General features: G+C 63.6%; 16 protein-coding genes. 12 read left to right on the plus strand and 4 right to left on the minus strand.

Going from position 1 to position 19542, the window contains the following annotated elements; genetic code table 11:
• Positions 1 to 168: 168 nt before the first annotated feature.
• Together PP4_RS14100 and PP4_RS14105 are read left to right on the plus strand one after the other, a co-directional pair.
• A complete protein-coding gene (locus tag PP4_RS14100) occupies positions 169 to 648 on the plus strand; it encodes a GNAT family N-acetyltransferase (protein ID WP_016499864.1) in 480 nt (159 codons plus the stop codon).
• Positions 649 to 1039: 391 nt separating this feature from the next.
• Entirely contained in the window at positions 1040 to 2035 is a 996-nt protein-coding gene (locus PP4_RS14105; RefSeq protein ID WP_016497900.1) for an IS110 family RNA-guided transposase, read from the plus strand.
• Between the two features lie 47 nt (positions 2036 to 2082).
• On the opposite strand, the gene PP4_RS14110 is transcribed toward PP4_RS14105, so the two are convergent.
• The 4 genes from PP4_RS14110 to PP4_RS14125 form a co-directional block, all read right to left on the minus strand.
• On the minus strand, positions 2083 to 3012 hold the full coding sequence (locus PP4_RS14110) for an aliphatic sulfonate ABC transporter substrate-binding protein (protein WP_016499865.1): 930 nt from the start codon (positions 3010 to 3012) through the stop codon (positions 2083 to 2085).
• Between the two features lie 3 nt (positions 3013 to 3015).
• Complete coding sequence (mgrA, locus tag PP4_RS14115; RefSeq protein WP_016499866.1) at positions 3016 to 4059, minus strand: L-glyceraldehyde 3-phosphate reductase; 1044 nt, start codon at positions 4057 to 4059, stop codon at positions 3016 to 3018.
• Positions 4056 to 5390, minus strand: coding sequence for an LLM class flavin-dependent oxidoreductase (locus PP4_RS14120; protein WP_016499867.1), 1335 nt, complete (start codon positions 5388 to 5390; stop codon positions 4056 to 4058). Before PP4_RS14120 ends, mgrA begins: the two co-directional genes overlap by 4 nt.
• 152 nt (positions 5391 to 5542) lie before the next feature.
• Positions 5543 to 7759, minus strand: coding sequence for a TonB-dependent receptor (locus tag PP4_RS14125; RefSeq protein WP_016499868.1), 2217 nt, complete (start codon positions 7757 to 7759; stop codon positions 5543 to 5545).
• A 260-nt stretch (positions 7760 to 8019) separates the two neighbouring features.
• Between PP4_RS14125 and PP4_RS14130 the strand changes: the two genes are divergently transcribed.
• From PP4_RS14130 to PP4_RS27500, 10 genes are all read left to right on the plus strand, one after another.
• Positions 8020 to 9066 (plus strand): LacI family DNA-binding transcriptional regulator, encoded by a 1047-nt coding sequence (locus tag PP4_RS14130; protein ID WP_016499869.1) that lies wholly within the window; start codon positions 8020 to 8022, stop codon positions 9064 to 9066.
• An 84-nt stretch (positions 9067 to 9150) separates the two neighbouring features.
• Complete coding sequence (locus PP4_RS14135; protein WP_016499870.1) at positions 9151 to 10041, plus strand: LysR family transcriptional regulator; 891 nt, start codon at positions 9151 to 9153, stop codon at positions 10039 to 10041.
• 263 nt (positions 10042 to 10304) lie between these two features.
• Positions 10305 to 11441 (plus strand): acyl-CoA dehydrogenase family protein, encoded by a 1137-nt coding sequence (locus PP4_RS14140; RefSeq protein WP_016499871.1) that lies wholly within the window; start codon positions 10305 to 10307, stop codon positions 11439 to 11441.
• A complete protein-coding gene (locus tag PP4_RS14145; protein ID WP_016499872.1) occupies positions 11438 to 12382 on the plus strand; it encodes a D-isomer specific 2-hydroxyacid dehydrogenase family protein in 945 nt (314 codons plus the stop codon). The genes PP4_RS14140 and PP4_RS14145 overlap by 4 nt, the downstream gene beginning before the upstream one ends.
• Positions 12383 to 12405: 23 nt before the next feature.
• Positions 12406 to 13200 carry a class II aldolase/adducin family protein gene (locus PP4_RS14150; protein ID WP_016499873.1) on the plus strand — a complete coding sequence of 265 codons (795 nt, stop codon included), beginning with the start codon at positions 12406 to 12408 and terminating at the stop codon, positions 13198 to 13200.
• 152 nt (positions 13201 to 13352) lie between these two features.
• Positions 13353 to 14981: an ABC transporter substrate-binding protein gene (locus PP4_RS14155; protein ID WP_016499874.1), complete on the plus strand. Its 1629-nt coding sequence runs from the start codon at positions 13353 to 13355 to the stop codon at positions 14979 to 14981.
• Entirely contained in the window at positions 14978 to 15928 is a 951-nt protein-coding gene (locus PP4_RS14160; RefSeq protein WP_016499875.1) for an ABC transporter permease, read from the plus strand. Before PP4_RS14155 ends, PP4_RS14160 begins: the two co-directional genes overlap by 4 nt.
• 2 nt (positions 15929 to 15930) lie before the next feature.
• On the plus strand, positions 15931 to 16821 hold the full coding sequence (locus PP4_RS14165; protein ID WP_016499876.1) for an ABC transporter permease: 891 nt from the start codon (positions 15931 to 15933) through the stop codon (positions 16819 to 16821).
• Complete coding sequence (locus PP4_RS14170; protein ID WP_016499877.1) at positions 16818 to 18440, plus strand: dipeptide ABC transporter ATP-binding protein; 1623 nt, start codon at positions 16818 to 16820, stop codon at positions 18438 to 18440. The genes PP4_RS14165 and PP4_RS14170 overlap by 4 nt, the downstream gene beginning before the upstream one ends.
• A gap of 88 nt (positions 18441 to 18528) precedes the next feature.
• Positions 18529 to 19461, plus strand: coding sequence for an RHS repeat-associated core domain-containing protein (locus PP4_RS27500; RefSeq protein WP_049824894.1), 933 nt, complete (start codon positions 18529 to 18531; stop codon positions 19459 to 19461).
• Positions 19462 to 19542 lie beyond the last annotated feature (81 nt).

The following is a 19542-nucleotide window of genomic DNA, read 5'->3' on the forward strand; positions in this document are numbered from 1 at the left end:
AGTCAGCAGGTCGGCAGGTCGGCAGAGGCAAGCATGGCGGGCATTCCACTTTCGTTATAGGTGCTGTCACACTAACGGAGTCGCCCACTCCAGCGACCGATACAGTTATATTAAATTATTCAGATACACATCACTGTACCGTTAACCCGGATCAAGGAAGCCGTCACCATGAGCCTCACCATTCGCCCAGCCGTTCGCACCGATGCCGCGCAGATCCTGGCCTTCATCACCGAGCTGGCCGAGTACGAACGTGCCCGCCACGAGGTGGTCGCCACCTTGGCCGACATCGAGCACAGCCTGTTCGACGAGGGCAGCACAGTGCGTAGCCTGATGTGCGAACGCGATGGCCGGGCAGTCGGTTTTGCCGTGTACTTCTACAGCTACTCGACCTGGCTCGGGCGCAACGGTATTTACCTGGAAGACCTGTACGTCACGCCTGAACAACGTGGCGACGGCGCTGGCCGGCAATTGCTGCGGCACATTGCCCGCGAGGCTGTGGCGAACAACTGCGGGCGCCTGGAATGGAGCGTGCTGGACTGGAACGAGCCAGCGATCGGCTTCTATCAGAAGCTGGGGGCCGAGGCGCAGGACGAGTGGGTGCGCTACCGGCTGGATGGCGAGAAGCTGGCGGCATTCGCCCGCGGGTGACCGCCGGGTTTACGCGGTCATTTGTAGGAGCGGCCTTGTGCCGCGAACGGGCTGCGAAGCGGCCCCAGGTTTCTGCGCATATGCACACATTGCCGGGGCTGCTATGCAGCCCGATCGCGGCACAAGGCCGCTCCTTGTATGTTGTGCCTAGCCTGATGAGAGAGGTTATTCTCGTCAGGCTATAGAAGCACTTCCGGGGAGGCCGATCGCTCCTGAAGGCAGGGCTTGCCCCTGACCTTGTATGTAGAGAGGCCCCCCGCCTCATTGCCCACTACGAAGAGTATCGAGAAGCCGACAAGTCGGACTTCGCATTACAAGGTTGCAGCGGCATGAAGTTCGAGGTCGGGGAACCGGAGGCCATTGTTACCTAACTCGCTTGGGAGTGGGAAGAATGAATGTCTGTGTGGGCCTGGATATTGGTTCTCGTACGTCGATCGTTGGGGTGCGTAAAGATGGGCGTCCCGCTGGACAGTGGGATATCGCTCAAACCCCTGCTGGTCGTAAGGCAGCGGTGAAAAAGCTGCAGGCGCTCAAGCCCAAGTCGATCGTGATGGAGGCTACCGGAATCTATTACCTGGACCTGGCCCTTGAGCTGCATGCTGCCGACCTTCCTGTTTCGGTGATCAACCCCAAGAGCTTCCATAATTTCGCCAAGCTGATGCTGGTGAACAGTAAAACTGACTCGATAGATGCTCAGTTGCTGTCCGAGTACGGTGAACGTATGACACCGCGCTTGTGGACACCGCCAAGCTCCGTACAGCTTGAGCTGAGGGCTCTTGGCCGGCACATCAATCGTCTGGTCGGGCACCGCACCAGGGCGAAGAATGAACTGCATGCATTGCAGGCGACCGCTACGACCGTGTCGATGCTGATCGAAGATCAAGAGGAAGCGATTGCCACTTTGGACAATCGCATTGAGCGTTTCCGCAAGGCCGGACGTGAGTTGATCGCTCAGTGTCCGACGCTTAACCGGCAGTACAAGCAGTTACTAGCGGGCCCGGGAATGGGAGAAGTCTCGGCACTTGCTGCCTTGGCCGAGCTGACCACCCTTCCTCAAATGCTCAAGTCCTCTCAGGTCGCTCGTCATGCTGGTCTAGATGTTCGACAGACACAGTCGGGGACAAGCATTGATAAACCTGGTCGGCTCGGCAAAAGCGGGAATGCCTATTTACGGGCAGCCATGTACATGCCTGCGTTGACGGCGGTGCGCTGCGATCCTTACGCGAAGGCCTTTTATGAATCGCTGGTCAGCAGGGGCAAGAAAAAAATGCAAGCGATCGCCGCTGTCATGCGCAAGTACCTGACAGGCATATGGGCATGCATGCGCGGCGATGAACCATTTGATACGGCCAAGCTTTTCAGCTCTGAACACCTTAGAAAAGCTTGACCGCCAACAGAGTATCTACAGGGACCGATGTGAGCCCGAAGGTAAAGTTACTGCCGCCGCCACACTGCCCCGGCAATGTCGACCCGCTTGGGCAGTACCTTGTTGTCGAAGAACAACTGCGCCGTACGCTGCTGCGCCGCCACGATCTCATCACTCACAGGCAGCACTGGTGACGCTGGCCGGTGGCTGAAACTGCGCTGCACCACTTTTTCCGGCAAGCCCATGAACTGTGCCAGCAAGCGGATGCTGCCGGCCTCGTCGCTGCGGGTAAGCGCTTCGGCTCGGCTAATTTCGTCCAGCAATTGCCCGACAAAGGCACCATGGGCTTCGACGTAGGTGCGTGAACCCAGCATGAACGGCCCAATCAGCCCCAACCCTTGGCCGTCGGCGAGCAGCCGCGCCTTACCCTCCAGGTCGATGGCCGAGTAGAACGGGTCCCAGATTGCCCAGGCGTCCACGCTGCCCCGCTCAAACGCTGCCCGGGCATCGGCAGGTGCCAGGTACACCGGCTGAACATCGCCAATGCTCAGCCCGGCCTTGGCCAAGGCACGCAACAGCAGGTTGTGCGCGCTCGACCCCTTCTGCAGGGCAATGCGCTTGTCCTTGAGTTCACCCACAGCGCTGATCGGGCTGTCTTTCGGCACCAGGATCACTTCAGCCTGGGGCTTGGGCGGCTCGGCACCGATGTACAACAGGTCAGCGCCTGCGGCCTGGGCGAAGATCGGCGGAATATCACCGGTCGAGCCGATATCGAGGCTGCCGATGTTCAACGCTTCAAGCATCTGCGGGCCGGCGGGGAACTCGATCCATTGCACGCGGGTGTTGGCAAAGCGTTGCTCGAGCAGCCGATGCTGCTTGGCCAGCACCAGGCTGATCGAGCCCTTCTGGTAGCCAATACGCAAGGTAGCCGGGTCTGCGGCCTGGGCCGCGCTGGCCAAGGCCAGCAACAGCAGCATGGCAAGGCGTAGCATGCGCATGGGTCACTCCTTCCAGTCGGTCGAGGGTTTTTCCCACAGGTTGATCCCGCCTTCCACGGCGTACCGGTCGATGGCGGCCAACTCTTCGGCGGTAAAGGCCAGGTTGTCGAGCGCGGCCACGTTCTCGGTGATCTGCTCGGGCCGGCTGGCGCCGATTAGCGCAGAGCTCACCCGTGGGTCGCGCAGGGTCCAGGCCAGCGCCAGTTGGGCCAGGCTCTGGCCACGCTGACGGGCAATCTCATTCAGGGCGCGTGCGCGGGCGATGTTGGCTTCCGACAAATGCTGGGGTAGCAGCGAGCCACCTCCCGCACGGTTCACACGGGCATCAGCCGGGATGCCATTGAGGTATTTATCGCTGAGCAGGCCCTGGGCCAGCGCAGTGAACACGATCACCCCGGCGCCCAAGGCATCGGTGGTGTCGAGCAGGTCCCGTTCGATCCAACGGTTGAACAGGTTGTACGACGGCTGGTGGATCAGCAGCGGTACATTCATTGCCCCCAGCAACGCCGCAATTTCAGCAGTCTTGCCAGCCGAATAGGACGAGATGCCGATGTACAGCGCCTTTCCCTGGCGCACGATGTCGGCCAGTGCGATGGCCGTTTCTTCCAAGGGGGTGTCGGCATCGAAGCGGTGCGAATAGAAGATGTCGACATAATCCAGGCCCAGCCGGGCCAGGCTCTGGTCCAGGCTGGCGATCAGGTACTTGCGCGAGCTGCCCCCCTGCCCGTACGGTCCCGGCCACATGTCCCAGCCGGCCTTGCTGGAAATGATCAGCTCGTCGCGGTAGCTGCGCAGGTCCTCGCGCAGCAGTCGGCCGAAGTTGGTCTCGGCACTGCCATAGGGCGGGCCGTAGTTGTTGGCCAGGTCAAAATGGTTGATACCGGCATCGAACGCCGTGTGCAGCAAGGCGCGCTGGGTGCTGATAGGCGTGGCATCGCCAAAGTTGTGCCACAGGCCCAGGGACAGGGCCGGCAGCACCAGGCCGCTGCGACCGACACGACGGTAAGGCATGCGCGCATAGCGCTCGGGGTTGGCGGTGTAGCTCATGGTTGGCCTCGTTCGGCAAAGTGTGGGTTGGCTGGGCGTTGCAGGCCCAGATGCTCGCGCAGGGTGTGGCCCTGGTACTGACGGCGGAACAGGCCGCGACGCTGCAGCTCGGGCACCACGTGCACAGCGAAGTCTTCCAGGCCCAGGGGCAGGTGCGGCACCAGCACGTTGAAGCCATCGGCGGCGCCGCCTTCGAACCAGGCTTGCAGCTCATCGGCGATCTGCGTCGGGGTACCGACCAGGCTGTGGTGCCCTCGCCCACCGGCGATGCGCCGGCCAAGCTGGGCCAGGGTCAGCTGTTCGGTACCGGCCAGTTCGGTCAGCAGTTGCTGGCGGCTGCGCTGGCCATCCTCGGTGGGCGGCAACTCTGGCAGCGGCCCATCCAGCGGGTAGCCGGAAAGGTCGAAGTTGCCGAGCATGCGCCCGAGCAAGCCAACGCCGACACGCGGGTCGACCAGCGCCTGGAACTGTTCGTACTTGTCCTCGGCCTGTGCCTGGCTTTGCCCCACCACCACGAACACGCCGGGCATGATCTTCAGCGAATGCTCATCTCGCCCATGGCGAGCCAGGCGGCCCTTGAGGTCGGCGTAAAAAGCCTGTGCGCGGGCCAGACTCGGCTGGGCGGTAAACACCACCTCGGCACTTTGTGCGGCCAGCTCGCGGCCGGTCTCGGACGAGCCAGCCTGCACCAGCACCGGTCGCCCCTGTGGCGAGCGGGCGACATTGAGCGGGCCTTTGACGCGAAAGTGCTCGCCCACATGGTCGAGGGCACGCACGGCCTGCGGGTGGTGGAACAGGCCACTGGCCTTGTCGCGCAAGAACGCGTCATCGGCCCAGCTGTCCCAAAGCCCTTGCACCACCTGCTGGAATTCACGGGCGCGGGCGTAACGCTCGGCATGCGGGATATGCGCCTGGCGGCCAAAGTTGCCGGCCTCGGCGGCAGCGTCGGAGGTGACCAGGTTCCAGCCGGCACGGCCTGCGGACAGGTGATCCAGCGAGGCGAACTTGCGTGCCACATGGTACGGCTCGTTGTAACTGGTGGTGGCGGTGGCGATCAGGCCTATGCGTTCGGTGACTGCACTCAGCGCCGACAACAGGGTCAGTGGTTCGAAGTACACCGAGCGGGCACTGTGGCTGGCCAGGGGGTCGCTGGGGGCGGCGACGCTGTCGGCGACGAACAAGGCATCGAAGCACGCGGCTTCGGCAATTTGTGCGGTGCGCTTGTAGGTGGCGAAGTCCAGCGGGTCGTCCGGTACCTCCGGGTGGCGCCAGGCGGCCACGTGGTGACCGGTAGCCATGAGGAAAGCGCCCAGATTCATTTGGCGGGGCATGTTGTTCTCCTTGAAATCTTGATTGGGGCCGCTTTGCGGCGCATCGCCGGCAAGCCGGCTCCTACAGGGAGCGCGCAATTCATTCAGGCTGCGCTGTACCTGTTGGAGCTGGCTTGCCGGCGATGAGGCCGGTACAGGCCACCGGTCGCCACTCAGAAATCCTTGCGCAGTTGTACGCCGAAGTAGCGTCCGTCATCCCGCGGTACTGAGCGGTAGATGTAGTCGCCGCCACTGGCCAGCATCTGCGCATACGATTTGTCGCCCAGGTTCTTGCCCAGCAGGGCTACGCGCCAGCCATCGTTGTAGTCGGCCAGGGCAATGCTGGCGTTCCAGATGCCATAGGCGCCCTGCACGGTGTCCGGGTTCTGGTCGAGGCTGAACTGCACGGCGTCCTGCCAGCTGTAGTCGCTGCTCAGTTCCACATCCAGGCCGTTGTCCAGCGGGATCACGTAATCGGCGCGCAGGTAGGTCTTCCAGTCCGGCGTGAACGGCAGGCGGCCGCCATCGATGTTGCAGTTGGCCGCCGCACCGGCCGGGCAGTTGAAGTGATCGACACGGGCCTTGGTGTAGGCCACGGCTGTCGACAGCTTCAGCCGCGAGGTGGCCTGGAAGCTGGCATCCAGCTCCACACCCTGGGTCTTGACCTTGCCGGCATTCACCAGGCGGGTTACCACCTGGTTGGCCACGGTGTCGAAGAAGTTGGCCTGGTAGTTGTCGTAGTCGGTGTGGAACACAGCCAGGTTGGCGGTCAGGCGATTGTCCAGCGCCGTGCTTTTCAAGCCGATTTCGTAGGCATCCGAGGTTTCGGGTTTGAGTGCCCCGGTGTCGCGCGGCTGCATGTTGAAGAACACGTTGTAGGCCGGCCCTTTATAGCCGCGCGAGTAAGTGACGTAGCCCGTCAGGTTGTCGTTGAAGTCGTATTGCAAGCCGGTGCGCCCGCTCCAGCCGTCCTCGTCCACCGAGCCGGAACTTGCAGTAGAGGGCTGGATACCAGTCACTGCGGTGGCGGAGGTAGAGACCCGGCGGTGGTCGTACTCAAGGTCGTCGTGGGTCCAGCGCAGGCCGAAAATGGCGCGCAAGTCATCGGTGAAGTTGAAGGTGTTCTCACCGAACAGCGCGACACTGTCGTTGGTGGTGGAATAGTCGGCGCGGCCAGTGTTGGCCACGCCGCCATTGACCGACAGGCGCTGGTAGGTCTCGCTGGACGTGCCATGCATGTAGAAGGCGCCCAGCACGTATTCGTTGAACTGCCCTTTGGGCGACGTCAGGCGAAACTCCTGGCTGTACTGGTCATAGTCCACCGTGCCCTTGTCATGGGACGCCGTCACCGGCAGCAAGGCGCGGCGGTCGCCGTCCTGGTACTGGGTATTGTCCCAACCCCGCCAGGCGCTGATCGACGTCAGGGTGTAGTCGCCCAGCTGCCAGTCCAGCTGGGCCGAGAGCCCTTGGTTCTGGTCTTCGACGTGGGTCTTGAAGTCGCTGTTGATGTCGCGGTTGTGGGCGCTTGGCGTCACCGGGCGCAACTGGCTGGCGAATGCGGCGCTGGCGCTGGTGATCACGCCGCTGGGCAAGGTGTCCTCGCCCTTCATGTAGTCGGCAATCAGGGTGAGGCGCAAGTCTTGGTTGGGCTCGAACTCCAGCTTGCCGCGGGCGCCTTTGCGTTCGTAGCCATTGACGTCGTGGCCACTGGCAACGTTTTCGACATTGCCATCGTAATCGCCCCACAAGGTGCTCAAAGAGCCCTTGAGCTGCTCGCTCAGGCGCCCGCCAATACCAAAGCGCAGGCGGTTCTCGTCGCCACCGCCAAAGTGCGAATAGTCCACATAGCCTTGGGTCTGCTCGGGGATGGCCTTGCTGACCACGTTGAGTACACCCGCCGAGGCGTTCTTGCCAAACAGGGTGCCCTGCGGCCCGCGCAGTACCTCGATGCGTTCAAGGTCGAGCAGGTCGAGGGTCGACTGGCCCGGGCGGCCGAACACCACGCCGTCGACCACCGTCGCCACGGTTGGCTCGACGCCGGGCGAGGTCGAAATGGTGCCCACGCCGCGGATGAACAACGAAGTGTCCTTGTTCGAGGCGCCGGCGCGGTAATTGAGGGTAGGCACTTGCTGGACGATGCTGGCAACGTTGTTGCGGTTGTCTCGCTCCAACTGTTCGCCATCGATCACCGACACTGCCACCGGCACTTCCTGCAGCGTGGCTTCTCGGCGCGTGGCGGTCACAGTGACGGCGCCCAATGCAGTGGCCTGCGGAGCCGCTGCTTCGGCCGGCTCGGCTGCCTGGGCACCTTGGCCAAAAGCGGCCAACAGGATGGCTGCGGCCAGCGGCCGACGTTGCGTAGCGGGGAATGGTGTACGGCTTTTCTGCATGGTGCTCACTGCCTCGGGAAACCAGACCAGGCCCCTTCAGGCGGGGCCGACACGAAGTTGCTGTGGTTGTCTGGTCTCGCTCGTGCGAGTGGCAGGCGCTTGCCAACAGCTGCGCTTGTTAGCGCTAACATGAGCAAGTATCAGAGGCCTTCGCTTAGCACGTCAAATACTTAAAAGTCAGATTGATATGCAATAAAGCTATTTGCCAACCGCCTTCCCGTTAGCGCTACCATCGCGCCATTTCCCCAGGAGGCAGCCCGGTGAGCCAGGCCAAGGATCCCCCCCGCAAGCGCCGCGGCGCAGGCCGTGTCACCCTTGCCGAGGTAGCACGAGCCGCTGAGGTTTCGGCCATCAGCGTGTCGCGCTACTTCAACCAGCCAGACCAGGTGTCGCCACCTTTGCGCGAGCGTATCGAAGCTGCCGTGCAGGCATTGGGCTATGTGCCTAACCTGGTCGCCGGGGGGCTGGCGTCGGCCCGTGGGCGCATCGTCGGCATGGTGATCCCCAATATCTCCGGGCCGATCTTCGCCCAGACGATCCAGGCGTTCAGCGACACCCTCAGCCGCCATGGCTACCAGTTGTTGCTGGCGTCCAGTTACTTCAGCGAAGCGCAGGAAGAAAGCGCGGTGCGGGCGTTTCTCGGCTGGTCGCCGGCAGCGTTGGTGGTGACCAGCCATTTCCACAGCCCGGCCACAGAAAAGATGCTGGCCGACGCAGACGTGCCCGTCGTGGAAATATGGGACTACCGCCCTGAGCGGTCGCCCTTGCAAGTGGGCTTCCTTCATCACCAGGTGGGCGTACAGGCCTGCCGCTATCTGCTGGACAAGGGCCACCGGCGCATCGCTTTCGTGCAGAACAGCGCGGCCGGCGACCTGAGTGCGCTGGAGCGGCGCGATGGCTATATCGAGGCGTTGCGGGTAGCCGGGCTTGAGCCTTGGGTATTCGTGCCCTCGGCCGACTGCGCGCCGTTCGAGGCGGGCAAGCAGGCCATGGAAGCGTTGATCCGCCGCACCCCACGGCCCGAGGCGATCATCTTCGCCAATGACAACCTGGCGGCCGGCGCTGTGCTGGCCGGGCAACGCGCCGGTTTGCGCCTGCCGGAAGACATGGCCATCGTCGGCTTTGGCGACTATCCCTTCGCCAACATGCTGCTGCCCAGCCTCACCACCCTGCGCCCGCCCTCGCGGGAAATAGGCGAAGTGGCGGCGTTGCGGGTGTTGCAGCACCTGGGTGTGGTGGCGTGTGAGGGTGAAGTGCAGCGGCTGAACCTGCTGGCGTGTGAGTTGATTGCCCGCGAAAGCGCGTGAGGTGCACAGGTGCTGTGACAATCCGGCCATTGAGGATTATTCTCCTCCGGTATGTCCCACCGCCCCAATATGTGAGCGCCGAATATGAAAATCGATGACATGGACGCCTTCGTGGCGGTCATCCGTTGCCAGTCGACCAACCTTGCCGCCGAGGCCCTGCAACTGACCCAGCCGGCCATCACCCGCCGCGTGCAGAACTTCGAGGAAGACCTGGGCGCCACCCTGCTCGACCGCAACACCAAGCCACTCAAGCCCACCCCCATGGGCCTGCGGGTTTACGAGCAGTGCAAGGCGATCTTGCGTGAGATCGACTCGCTGCGCGAGCTGGTGGCCAACGACGGGGCCCCGTCCGGTACCCTGCGCCTGGGCGTGCCGCAAACCCTTGGCGATGTGGTGCTGCTCGATGCGTTGGCACAGATTCGGGAAACCTACCCCGACCTGCGCACCCAGGTCACCAGTGGCTGGGGCAGCAGCCTGATCGCACGCATGGAAAACGGCGAGCTGGATGCCGCTGCGGCACTGTTCCCGCCCGGCAAGATCTTCCCCGAGGGCATCGCCAGCCAGTCGATCGCCCGCATGCCGCTGCGGGTGGTAGCGGCCAAGGGCAGTACCGGCAAGCGCAGCCTCAAGCTCAAGGACTGCTACACCCGTGGCTGGGTGCTCAACCCTGATGGTTGCGGCTTTCGCGCGGGGTTGCAGCGCGCCCTCAGCGAACAGGGGCTGAGGCTGTCGATCAACCTGGAGACCTTTGGCACCGAGTTGCAACTGGGGCTGGTGGCCAATGGGCAGGGGCTTGGGCTGGTGCCCGAGCCCTTGTTGCATAACAGCCGCCACCGGGATGCGCTGGACGTGGTCAGTGTGACGGACTTCAAGCCGCAGGTGGATTTGTGGCTGTTCCACCCACGCTACCTGGGCAACCTGCAGGAGCCGGTCGAGCTGTTTGGCCGGGTGGCCGGGCAGCAACTGTGCGGGTGAGCTGAAAGCGCAATCCCTTGTGAGAACAACTGCCTTGTTCAAAATCCAAAAGTTCGCGCGATCACCGTGGGAGCGACCTTTCGTCGCGATTGGGCTGCGCAGCAGCCCTGGCATTCCACCGAAATAAAATAACCAACTCGCATAACTAAATATCAACGTAATTCTTACAGTTAATAATTAGCATAGAACTAAAAAGACTTTTACAGCGATCATCCATACGAATACGGTCTTAGAAACCCACCGTGTTCCAGGGATGAATACCCATGAGTCACCCCCCTTCCGCCAGCGCGCTCGCCGAACTCACCCAGGCCCTGGCCGCCAACGCCGAACGCTACGACCGCAGCGGCCAGTTCCCCGCCGACAACTTCGACCTGTTGCACCGCCACGGCCTGCTGGGTTTCACCGTGCCCCGCGCATTGGCCGGCGGTGGCGCCGACCTGGCCAGTGCGCGCCAGGTCATTGCTGCGGTCGGCAAAGGTTGCCCGTCCACCGCGCTGATCCTCGTCATGCAGTACCTGCAGCACTTTCGCCTGCAGGACGAAGAGCGCTGGCCCGAGCACCTGCGCCTGCAAGTGGCCCGCGACGCGGTGGCCGACGGCGCACTGATCAACGCGTTTCGCGTCGAACCCGAACTGGGCACACCCGCCCGCGGCGGCCTGCCGGCCACCCTTGCCCGGCGTACCGCCGAAGGCTGGCGGTTGTCCGGGCGCAAGATCTACTCCACCGGCAGCCATGGCCTGACCTGGTACCTGGTATGGGCACGCAGCGACGACCAGGACCCACTGGTGGGCGGTTTCCTGGTGCACAAGGACACCCCGGGCATCCGTATCATCGAAGACTGGGACCACCTGGGCATGCGCGCCACCTGCAGCCATGAAGTGCAGTTCGACGAGGTGCTGATCCCGCTCGATCATGCCGTCAGCGTCAGCCCGGCCAGCGCACCCCGCGCCGAGCTCGACAGCACGGGCCTTCTGTGGATGGCAGTGTTGCTGCCTGCGCTGTACGACGGGGTGGCCCAGGCCGCACGCGACTGGCTGGTGCAGTTCCTGAACCAGCGCGCGCCGTCCAACCTCGGTGCACCGCTGGCCAGCCTGCCACGTTTCCAGGACGTGGTCGGGCGTATCGACACGTTGCTGTTCGCCAACCAGAGCCTGTTGAACGCGGCCGTGACCGGGCAGGTCGATCCGCGCCACGCCGGGCAGCTCAAGCACCTGGTCAGCCGCAACGCCATCCAGGCCGTGGAACTGGCCATCGAGGCTGCCGGCAACCCAGGCCTGTCGCGGCGCAACCCGCTGGAGCGGCACTACCGTGATGTGCTGTGCAGCCGCATCCACACGCCTCAGGACGACGTGGTGCTCGGCCATGTCGGCCGTGCCGCCCTGGCGGAGGTGGCGGCATGAGCCACTCGATCATCGCCAGCCAGCTGGACGCACCGGCCAACCAATACCTGCGTGATCGATTGCCCGACCATGAGGTGATCGATATCGCCCCGGGCCAGTTGCAGCTGGACGTCTCCGCCGATGTGTTCATCGTGCGCCCCATCAATGTACGCGGTAACCGCGTGGACAACCCGCCAGCGGGCTGGCCGTGGGCGTTGCGCTGGGTGCAGGTAGTGTCCTCGGGCATCGACTTCTACCCCGACTGGGTGTTTCAGGGCCCGCCGGTCACCAGTGGCCGCGGCGCCAATGCCGAGCAGGTGGCCGAATTCGCCCTGGCCCTGGTGTTTGCCGCAGCCAAACAGCTGCCGGGCCTGTGGGTCAAGGACGCCGACTGGCGCCTGACCCCGCTGGCCCCCGTGCGTGGCCGCACCTTGGGCATCTTCGGTTTCGGCAGCATCGGCCAGAGCCTGGCACGCAAGGCAAACGCCCTGGGCATGCCGGTACTGGCGCTGAACCGCCCAGGCCAACCCATTGCCGAGGTGCCGGGCGTGCAGCGCGTCGACAGCCTGCAGCAGCTGTTTGCCGGCAGCGATCACCTGGTCATCGCCGCCCCGCTCACCCCCGCCACCCGTGGCCTGATCGACCGCCAGGTGCTGGCCCAGGCCAAACCCGGGCTGCACCTGATAAACATCGCCCGTGGCGGGCTGCTCGACCAGGGCGCCCTGCTCGAAGCCCTGGACAACGGGCTGATCGGTCGCGCCAGCCTCGATGTCACCGACCCGGAGCCGCTACCAGCGGGCCACCCGCTCTACCAGCACCCTCGGGTGTTCCTGTCACCGCACACCTCGGCCATTTCCGAGGACGGCTACCCGGCCCTGCTCGACGCGTTTCTCGACAATTTCGCCCGTTACCGCGAACAAGCACCGCTGCACAACCTGGTCGACACCCAGCGCGGCTACTGAACCCACACCTATTGGAGAACACCATGACTGCACTGTCTGTCGTCATCGCCCAGGAAAACACCGTACGCCAGCGGGTCAGCGCCGAAGAATGGGAGGTGCGTGTCAAGCTGGCCGCCGCCTACCGCCTGGCCGCGCTGTTCCGCTGGACCGACCACATCTACACGCACTTCTCGGCACGCGTGCCGGGGCCTGACGAGCACTTTCTGATCAATGCCTTTGGCTTGCTGTTCGACGAGATCACCGCGTCCAATCTGGTGAAGGTGGACGTGGATGGCACCATCATCGACGACCCGCTGGGCCTGGGCATCAACCAGGCAGGCTATGTGATTCACAGCGCGATCCACCGCGCCCGGCATGACCTCAAGGCCGTGCTGCACACCCACACCCGAGATGGCGCGGCGGTGTCGGCGCAGCGCGACGGCCTGCTGCCGATCTCGCAGCACGCCCTGGCGTACTACAGCCGGGTGGCGTACCACGACTACGAAGGCGTCGCCCTGGACCTGGACGAGCAGCAGCGGCTGGTGGCCAACCTGGGCGACAGCAACATCCTCATTCTGCGCAACCATGGGCTGCTCGCCGGGGGGGTCAGCGTGGAGCATGCCTTCCGTGAATTGCACGGGCTGGAACGTGCCTGCAACATCCAGGTAGCGGCGCAGGCCGGGGGCAACGACCAGTTGCTGCATGCTGCGCCGGCGGCGATCGCCAAGGTGCATGAGCAGTCCAAGCGGTTTTCCGACGGGTTGGGTGAAGGGATCCAGCGGCACTGGGATGCGCTGATCCGGCAGTTGGACCGGGAGGGGCTGGATTACCAGGACTGACAGGTTTGCTGTGGCCTGTACCGGCCCTATAGCCGGCCAGCCAGCTCCCACAGGAATTCCATCGGATTCAGGCCTGTGCTGGTCCTGTGGGAGCTGGCTGGCCGGCGATAGGGCCCGAACAAACACCTCATATCCCCTTGAAGGAACGCCCAATGCCTCCACTTCACATGGCCAGAAGCCTGCTGGCCTGCGCCACCCTGGCCTTCACGCTCGCCGCCTGCTCCCCCTCCGGCGAAGATGCCACCAGCAAAACCCTGAACATCGCCTTCTGGGGCGACAACACCACGCTGGTCAGCGTCGACCCGTTCCAGGTCTACTGGCTGGAGCACCGCGTACTACTGCGCAACGTCGCCGAATCGCTCACCGACCAGGACCCGGCCACAGGCCGCATCATCCCTTGGCTGGCCAGCAGCTGGGAGGTCAGCGACGACGCGCTTCAGTACACCTTCCACCTGCGCCAGGACGTCTCCTTCAGCAATGGCGAGCGCTTCGACGCCCAAGCCGTGAAAACCGCCTTCGACAGCAACAAGGCTTTCGCGGCGCAACTGCCTGCCACGTTCGGCGCCACCTACCTGGCCGGTTTTGACCATGCCGAAGTGGTCGATCCGTTCACCGTCCGCCTGGTGCTTTCACGGCCCAACGCCGGCTTCCTGCAGGCCACGTCCACCACCAACCTGGCAATCCTCGCTCCGGCCTCCTACGCGCTCACTGCCCAGGAGCGTTCGCTGGGCAAGATCATCGGCACCGGCCCGTTCATCCTCGAACACTACACCCCGGAAGTAGGTGCACGCCTGGTCAAGCGGGCGGATTATGCCTGGGCCTCCGCCAACGTCAAAAACCCCGGCGCCGCCCACCTGGACCGCGTGGACATCAGCTACATCCCCGAAGAAAGCGTGCGCAACGGCCTGTTCCTGCAAGGCAAGGCCGACATCCTCTGGCCACGCAACCCGTTTTCCGAAGTTGACCTGAAGCTGTTCCAGGCAAAAGGCGCGACCATCCAGAGCCGATCGTTGCCAGGCCCGGCGCTCAACCTCTACCCCAACACCCGCAACAACCGCCTGCTGGGCGATCGCCAGGTGCGCCTGGCCCTGCAGAAGGCCATCGACCGCACCAGCTACGCCCACACCGTATACAACGCCGAGTTCCCGGTGGTGACCGGGGTGTATGACGTGACCACGCCGTACTTCAAGCCCCAGGCCGACAAGCTGGCCTACGACCCGCAGGGCGCCGAGCGCCTGCTGGACGCCGCCGGCTGGAGCAAGGGTGACGACGGCTACCGGCACAAGGACGGTAAACGCCTGACCCTGCGTTACAACCTCACCCCCGCCGAAAGTGCCGGCGATGTGCTGGTGCAAGACCAACTGCGCAAGGTCGGCATCGACCTCAAGCTGAACGTGCTGACCCGTGCCGAATGGGTGGCCGGCAACGCCTCGGGCAACTACGATCTCACCTCCACCTACATGACCCGCGCCGACCCGATCATCCTGCAGACCATCCTCGACCCGCGCGCCGCCAGCAGTGCCACCTTGGCCACAAACACTTACGAGCCACACACCCTGGCGCAGGCGCAAACCTTGTTCGACAGCGGCATTACCGCCACCCGCGACGATCAACGCGCCCAGGCCTATGGCCAGCTGCAAGACCTGCTGGTTGACGAAGCCTCGGCGTTCCCGCTGTACGAGCGCGTGTGGCAAGCCGCCACCGCACCACGGGTCAAGGACTTCCGCTGGACAGCCGAAGGCTTTGCCTTCCTCAGCGACATCCAGGTCGCGCAGCCATGAACCGCTACCTGATCGGCCGCATCGGCCAGGCGCTGCTAGTGTTGTGGGGCGCCTACACCATCACCTACTTCATCCTCTATCTGCTGCCCGGTGACACCCTGGCGATCATGCTCAGTGCATCGGGCATGGAAGCCGATGGCCTGTCGGCCGAGGACCTGGCCAAAGCCCGTGCCTACTACGGGCTGGACAAGGGTATCTTCGAGCAGTACTTCGACCTGCTGTGGCGGGCCCTGCACGGCGACCTGGGCCAGTCGTTGTCGCTGAACCGGCCGGTGACCGCGCTGCTGGCCGAGCGCCTGCCGCAAACCCTGGCCCTGGCCGGCTTTGCCATCGCGCTGTCGGTGCTTGGCGGCATCGGCCTGGCCTACCTCACCGCCTACCTGCAATGGCAGCCGCTGAAAGTGGCGCTGTCACGCTTGCCGTCACTGGGCTTTTCCGTACCGGTGTTCTGGATGGGGCTGCTGCTGATCCAGGTGTTCGCCTTCGGCCTGGGCTGGTTCCCGGCCACCGGCAACCAGGGCTTTGCCAGCCTGGTGCTGCCGGCCGTGACCCTGGCCATCCCCAGTGCTGCGGTGTACGCCCAGGTATTGCAGCGCGGCTTCCAAAGCGTATGGCAGGAGCCGTACATCGCCACCGCATTCGCCAAGGGACTGAGCCGTGCGCAGGTACAGGCGCGGCACGGCCTGCGCAATGCGGCCCTGCCGATCCTTACCCTGGTCGGGTTACAGGTGGGTAACACGGTGTCCGGGGCAGTACTGGTCGAGACCATATTTTCGCGCAATGGCGTCGGCCGGTTGGCCCAGGAAGCCGTGCTGCGCCAGGACATCCCGGTAGTGCTGGCGATTGTCGCGGTGTCAGCAGCGGCCTTCGTGCTGGTGAACCTGATCGTCGACCTGCTGTACCCGTACCTTGACCCCCGCATCGCCCACGCCACGAAGGTGACCTGACCATGACCGCCGATACTCACCCCCTGCGTGCCGCCGCCCCCCCAGCCACCTGGAAGCGCCGCACACGCCTGCAGCGCCTGGGCCAGGCACTCGTCCCTTTGCTGGCGCGCCCGGGCTTCAGCCTGGCGCTGCTGGTGGTGCTGTTCGCCCTGCTGGCGGCTCTCGCGCCGCACTGGCTGACCAGCTTCGACCCTTACTCCACGTCCCCCGTCGACAAGCTGCGCGCCCCTGGCGCCGTCCACTGGTTCGGCACCGACGAGCTTGGCCGCGACCTGTACACCCGCGTGGTCTATGGCGCCAGCCTGTCGGTGCAGGCCGCACTGCTGGCGGTTGGCATTGCCCTGGCAGGCGGGTTGAGCCTGGGCGTACTCGCCGGGTTCGCCGGCGGGCGCCTGGATGCCGCCCTCATGCGCCTGGTCGATGTGCTGCTGGCCCTGCCCGGCCTGCTGCTGGCCCTGGCCATTGTCACCGCCATCGGTTTTGGCACGGTGCCGGTGGCGATCGCCGTGGGCGTCGGCATCATCCCCGGCTTTGCCCGCACCACCCGCGGCGAAGTGCTGCGGGTCAAGACCTTGCCCTATGTCGAGGCCGCACGCCTGGGTGGCGCCAGCTGGCGCCGCACCTTGCTGCGGCATGTGCTGCCCAATGCCTGGGCGCCGGTGGCCGTGCTGGCCACGCTGGACTTCGGCGCCGCCATCCTGGCTACGGCCGGCCTGAGTTTCCTCGGTTTTGGCGCAGCACCGCCAGCGGCCGAATGGGGCACCTTGATTGCCAACGGCCGGCACTTCCTGATCACCGCTCCCTGGGTGTCGCTGCTGCCCGGCCTGTTCGTGGTCGCCGTGGTATTCAGCCTCAACCACCTTGCCCGCACCTTCGAGGAGCACCCACGATGAACGACCAGCCATTGCTTGTGGTACGCGACCTCAGCATCAGCTATCAGGCCTCCGGCCAGGCTACGCAGGCCGTCAAGCACCTTGCCTTCAGCCTGGCCCAGGGCGAGACCGTGGCCATTGTCGGCGAGTCAGGCTCGGGGAAGTCGACCTTGGCCAACGCCCTGCTCGGCCTGCTACCGGGCACGGCGCGCATCGACAGTGGCCAACTGTGGGTCGACGGGCTGGATGTAGTGCGCGCCAGCGAACGGCAGAAACGCCAGCTGCGTGGGCGTACCGTCGGCCTGGTGCCGCAAGACCCGATGGTCAGCCTCAACCCCACCCTGCGCATTGGCCAGCAGATCGGCGAGGCGCTAGTGCTGGCCCAAGGCGGCCGCTCGCGCAGCGTCGATGCCGATGTGCTGGAGTTACTAGCCCAGGTTGGCCTCGACAACCCGGCGGTGCGCGCCCGCCAGTACCCGCACGAACTCTCTGGCGGTATGCGCCAGCGGGTGCTGATCGCCATCGCCCTGGCCGGTAACCCACGGCTGATCATCGCCGACGAACCCACCAGCGCGCTGGACGTGACCGTGCAACGCAAGATCCTCGATCACTTGCAGCGGCTGGTGGCCGAGCGTGGCATCTCGTTGCTGATCATCACCCACGACCTGGGCATGGCCACCGACCGCGCCGACCGCCTGCTGGTGATGAAACAGGGCGAACTGGTGGAGCAAGGCCCACCCGCGCAGATCGTGCAGGCACCGCAGCACCCGTACACCCGCGCCCTGCTCAATGCCGCACCGGCATTCAGCGCTCGTCGCCAGCCCCGCCAACTGGCGCCGGGCTCAAAGCCGATCCTGAGCCTGCAGGGTGTTGGCAAAACGTTCGAATTGCCCAAGGTCAAAGGGCAGGACAAAAGCTTTGTCGCGCTGCAGGGCCTGGACTTGCAGGTTCACCCGGGGCAAACGCTGGCCATCGTCGGTGAATCCGGTTCGGGCAAGAGCACCGCCCTGCGCATTGCCCTGGGCCTGGAAACGCCCAGCCAAGGCCACGTGCTGTTCGACCAGCAGGATGTCACGGGCCACGGCTGGCGCCAGTTCCGCCCCTTGCGCCGACGCATGCAACTGGTGCAGCAAAACCCCTTCGCTGCCCTCGACCCGCGTTTCACGGTGTTCGACAGCATCGTCGAGCCGCTGGTGTCGTTTGGCCTGCTCAAAGGTGCGGCCCTGGAGCAACGCGCGCGTCAACTGATCGAACGCGTGCACCTGCCTTTGCATTACCTGGACCGCCTGCCCCGCGAACTGTCCGGCGGCCAGCGCCAGCGCGTGGCGATTGCCCGGGCGCTGGCGCTACAGCCAGAACTGTTGCTGCTCGACGAGCCCGTCAGTGCCCTGGATGTGTCGGTGCAGGCGCAGATTCTGGCACTGCTGGATGAGCTGCAACGAGAGTTGGGCATGGCTTATGTGCTGGTATCGCATGACCTGGCGGTGGTAGCGAGCATGGCCGACCAGGTGCTGGTATTGCGCAAGGGTCAAGTGGTGGAACACGGGGCGGTGGAGCAGGTTTTCGAGCGGCCGGCGAGCGAGTATACGCGGGAGTTGATTGCTGCCATTCCTGGGCGCCCAGCCTCTGCTGCGGCTTGAGTTCTAGCGCCCCACAGCCTGATATTTTTGCCAGTTGCAAGGCTGTGGGCATCCCATCAAGCTAGATTGAAATCAGGAGGCTCTATTCATGTTTATATTTTATCAGTCTGGCAAACCCACTGCCTTGGTTCAATCTTCCAGAACTACTCGAATATTCAATCAAAGCCGACAGGCGCTCGCCATCCAATACAGATCACACTCCTCTATTAGTATAATTGCCTCAGACAAAATGCAATCCTCCGTCGTGGAGGCTCGCGGCCACGTCCTGCACTCACTGTCTTACACCCCTTTTGGCTTCAACCAAGCGACCGGGGAACTGCCTGTAGGCTTTAACGGCGAGCACTGCGACGCTGTGACAGGCATGTACGGTTTGGGCGCAGGATACCGTTGGCTTTCAACAAAATGTATGCGTTTTTCGAGCCCTGACAACCTCAGCCCTTTTGCTAAAGGGGGCATCAATGCCTACACCTATGTTCGCAACGACCCGGTTAATCTGCTCGATCTAGACGGTCACGCGCCGTCGGCTCCGATACTCCATGGAACCAAGATGCGTCGGTTCCAATACGGTTTCAGAAAAATTCAAGCATTCGATGAAAATTTTGGGGTCTATGAATCCAAACCTGGTCTTTTTAAAAAGCCCAAGCTATTGATATACACTCATGGCAACGAGAATAAAATACTAATCGACGACGTCGCCATGGGCCCATTTGAATTCGCCACATGGCTAACGAGCAAAAATATAAATCTTCAGAAATACAGGAAAGTCATTTTTGCCACTTGCCTAGGAGGCTACGGCGAATCGTTTGGGCAAAAATTCTCAAATCAGAACAATGTCAAGGTCAGCGCTATTCCCGGCATCGGCGACGCAACGATGGTAAACGGCGTAGAACCTGGCACCTTCAGTTTCGGGCTTTTATCCGAACCTTATGAAGGCATTGCGGAGACAACACCACAACGCCCACGGGCTTACTCATTCGTAGAATTCACACCACAAGACGCTAAAAAATTTCGAAGCGCATGATTGAAGAGAGCATTAAGAACGCCCCCAATGAACGGGGTTATTCCATAGCATTTGACGCAACCTAAAATGCATATTATGCAT

This window comes from Pseudomonas putida NBRC 14164 (assembly GCF_000412675.1).
Lineage (GTDB): Bacteria > Pseudomonadota > Gammaproteobacteria > Pseudomonadales > Pseudomonadaceae > Aquipseudomonas > Aquipseudomonas putida.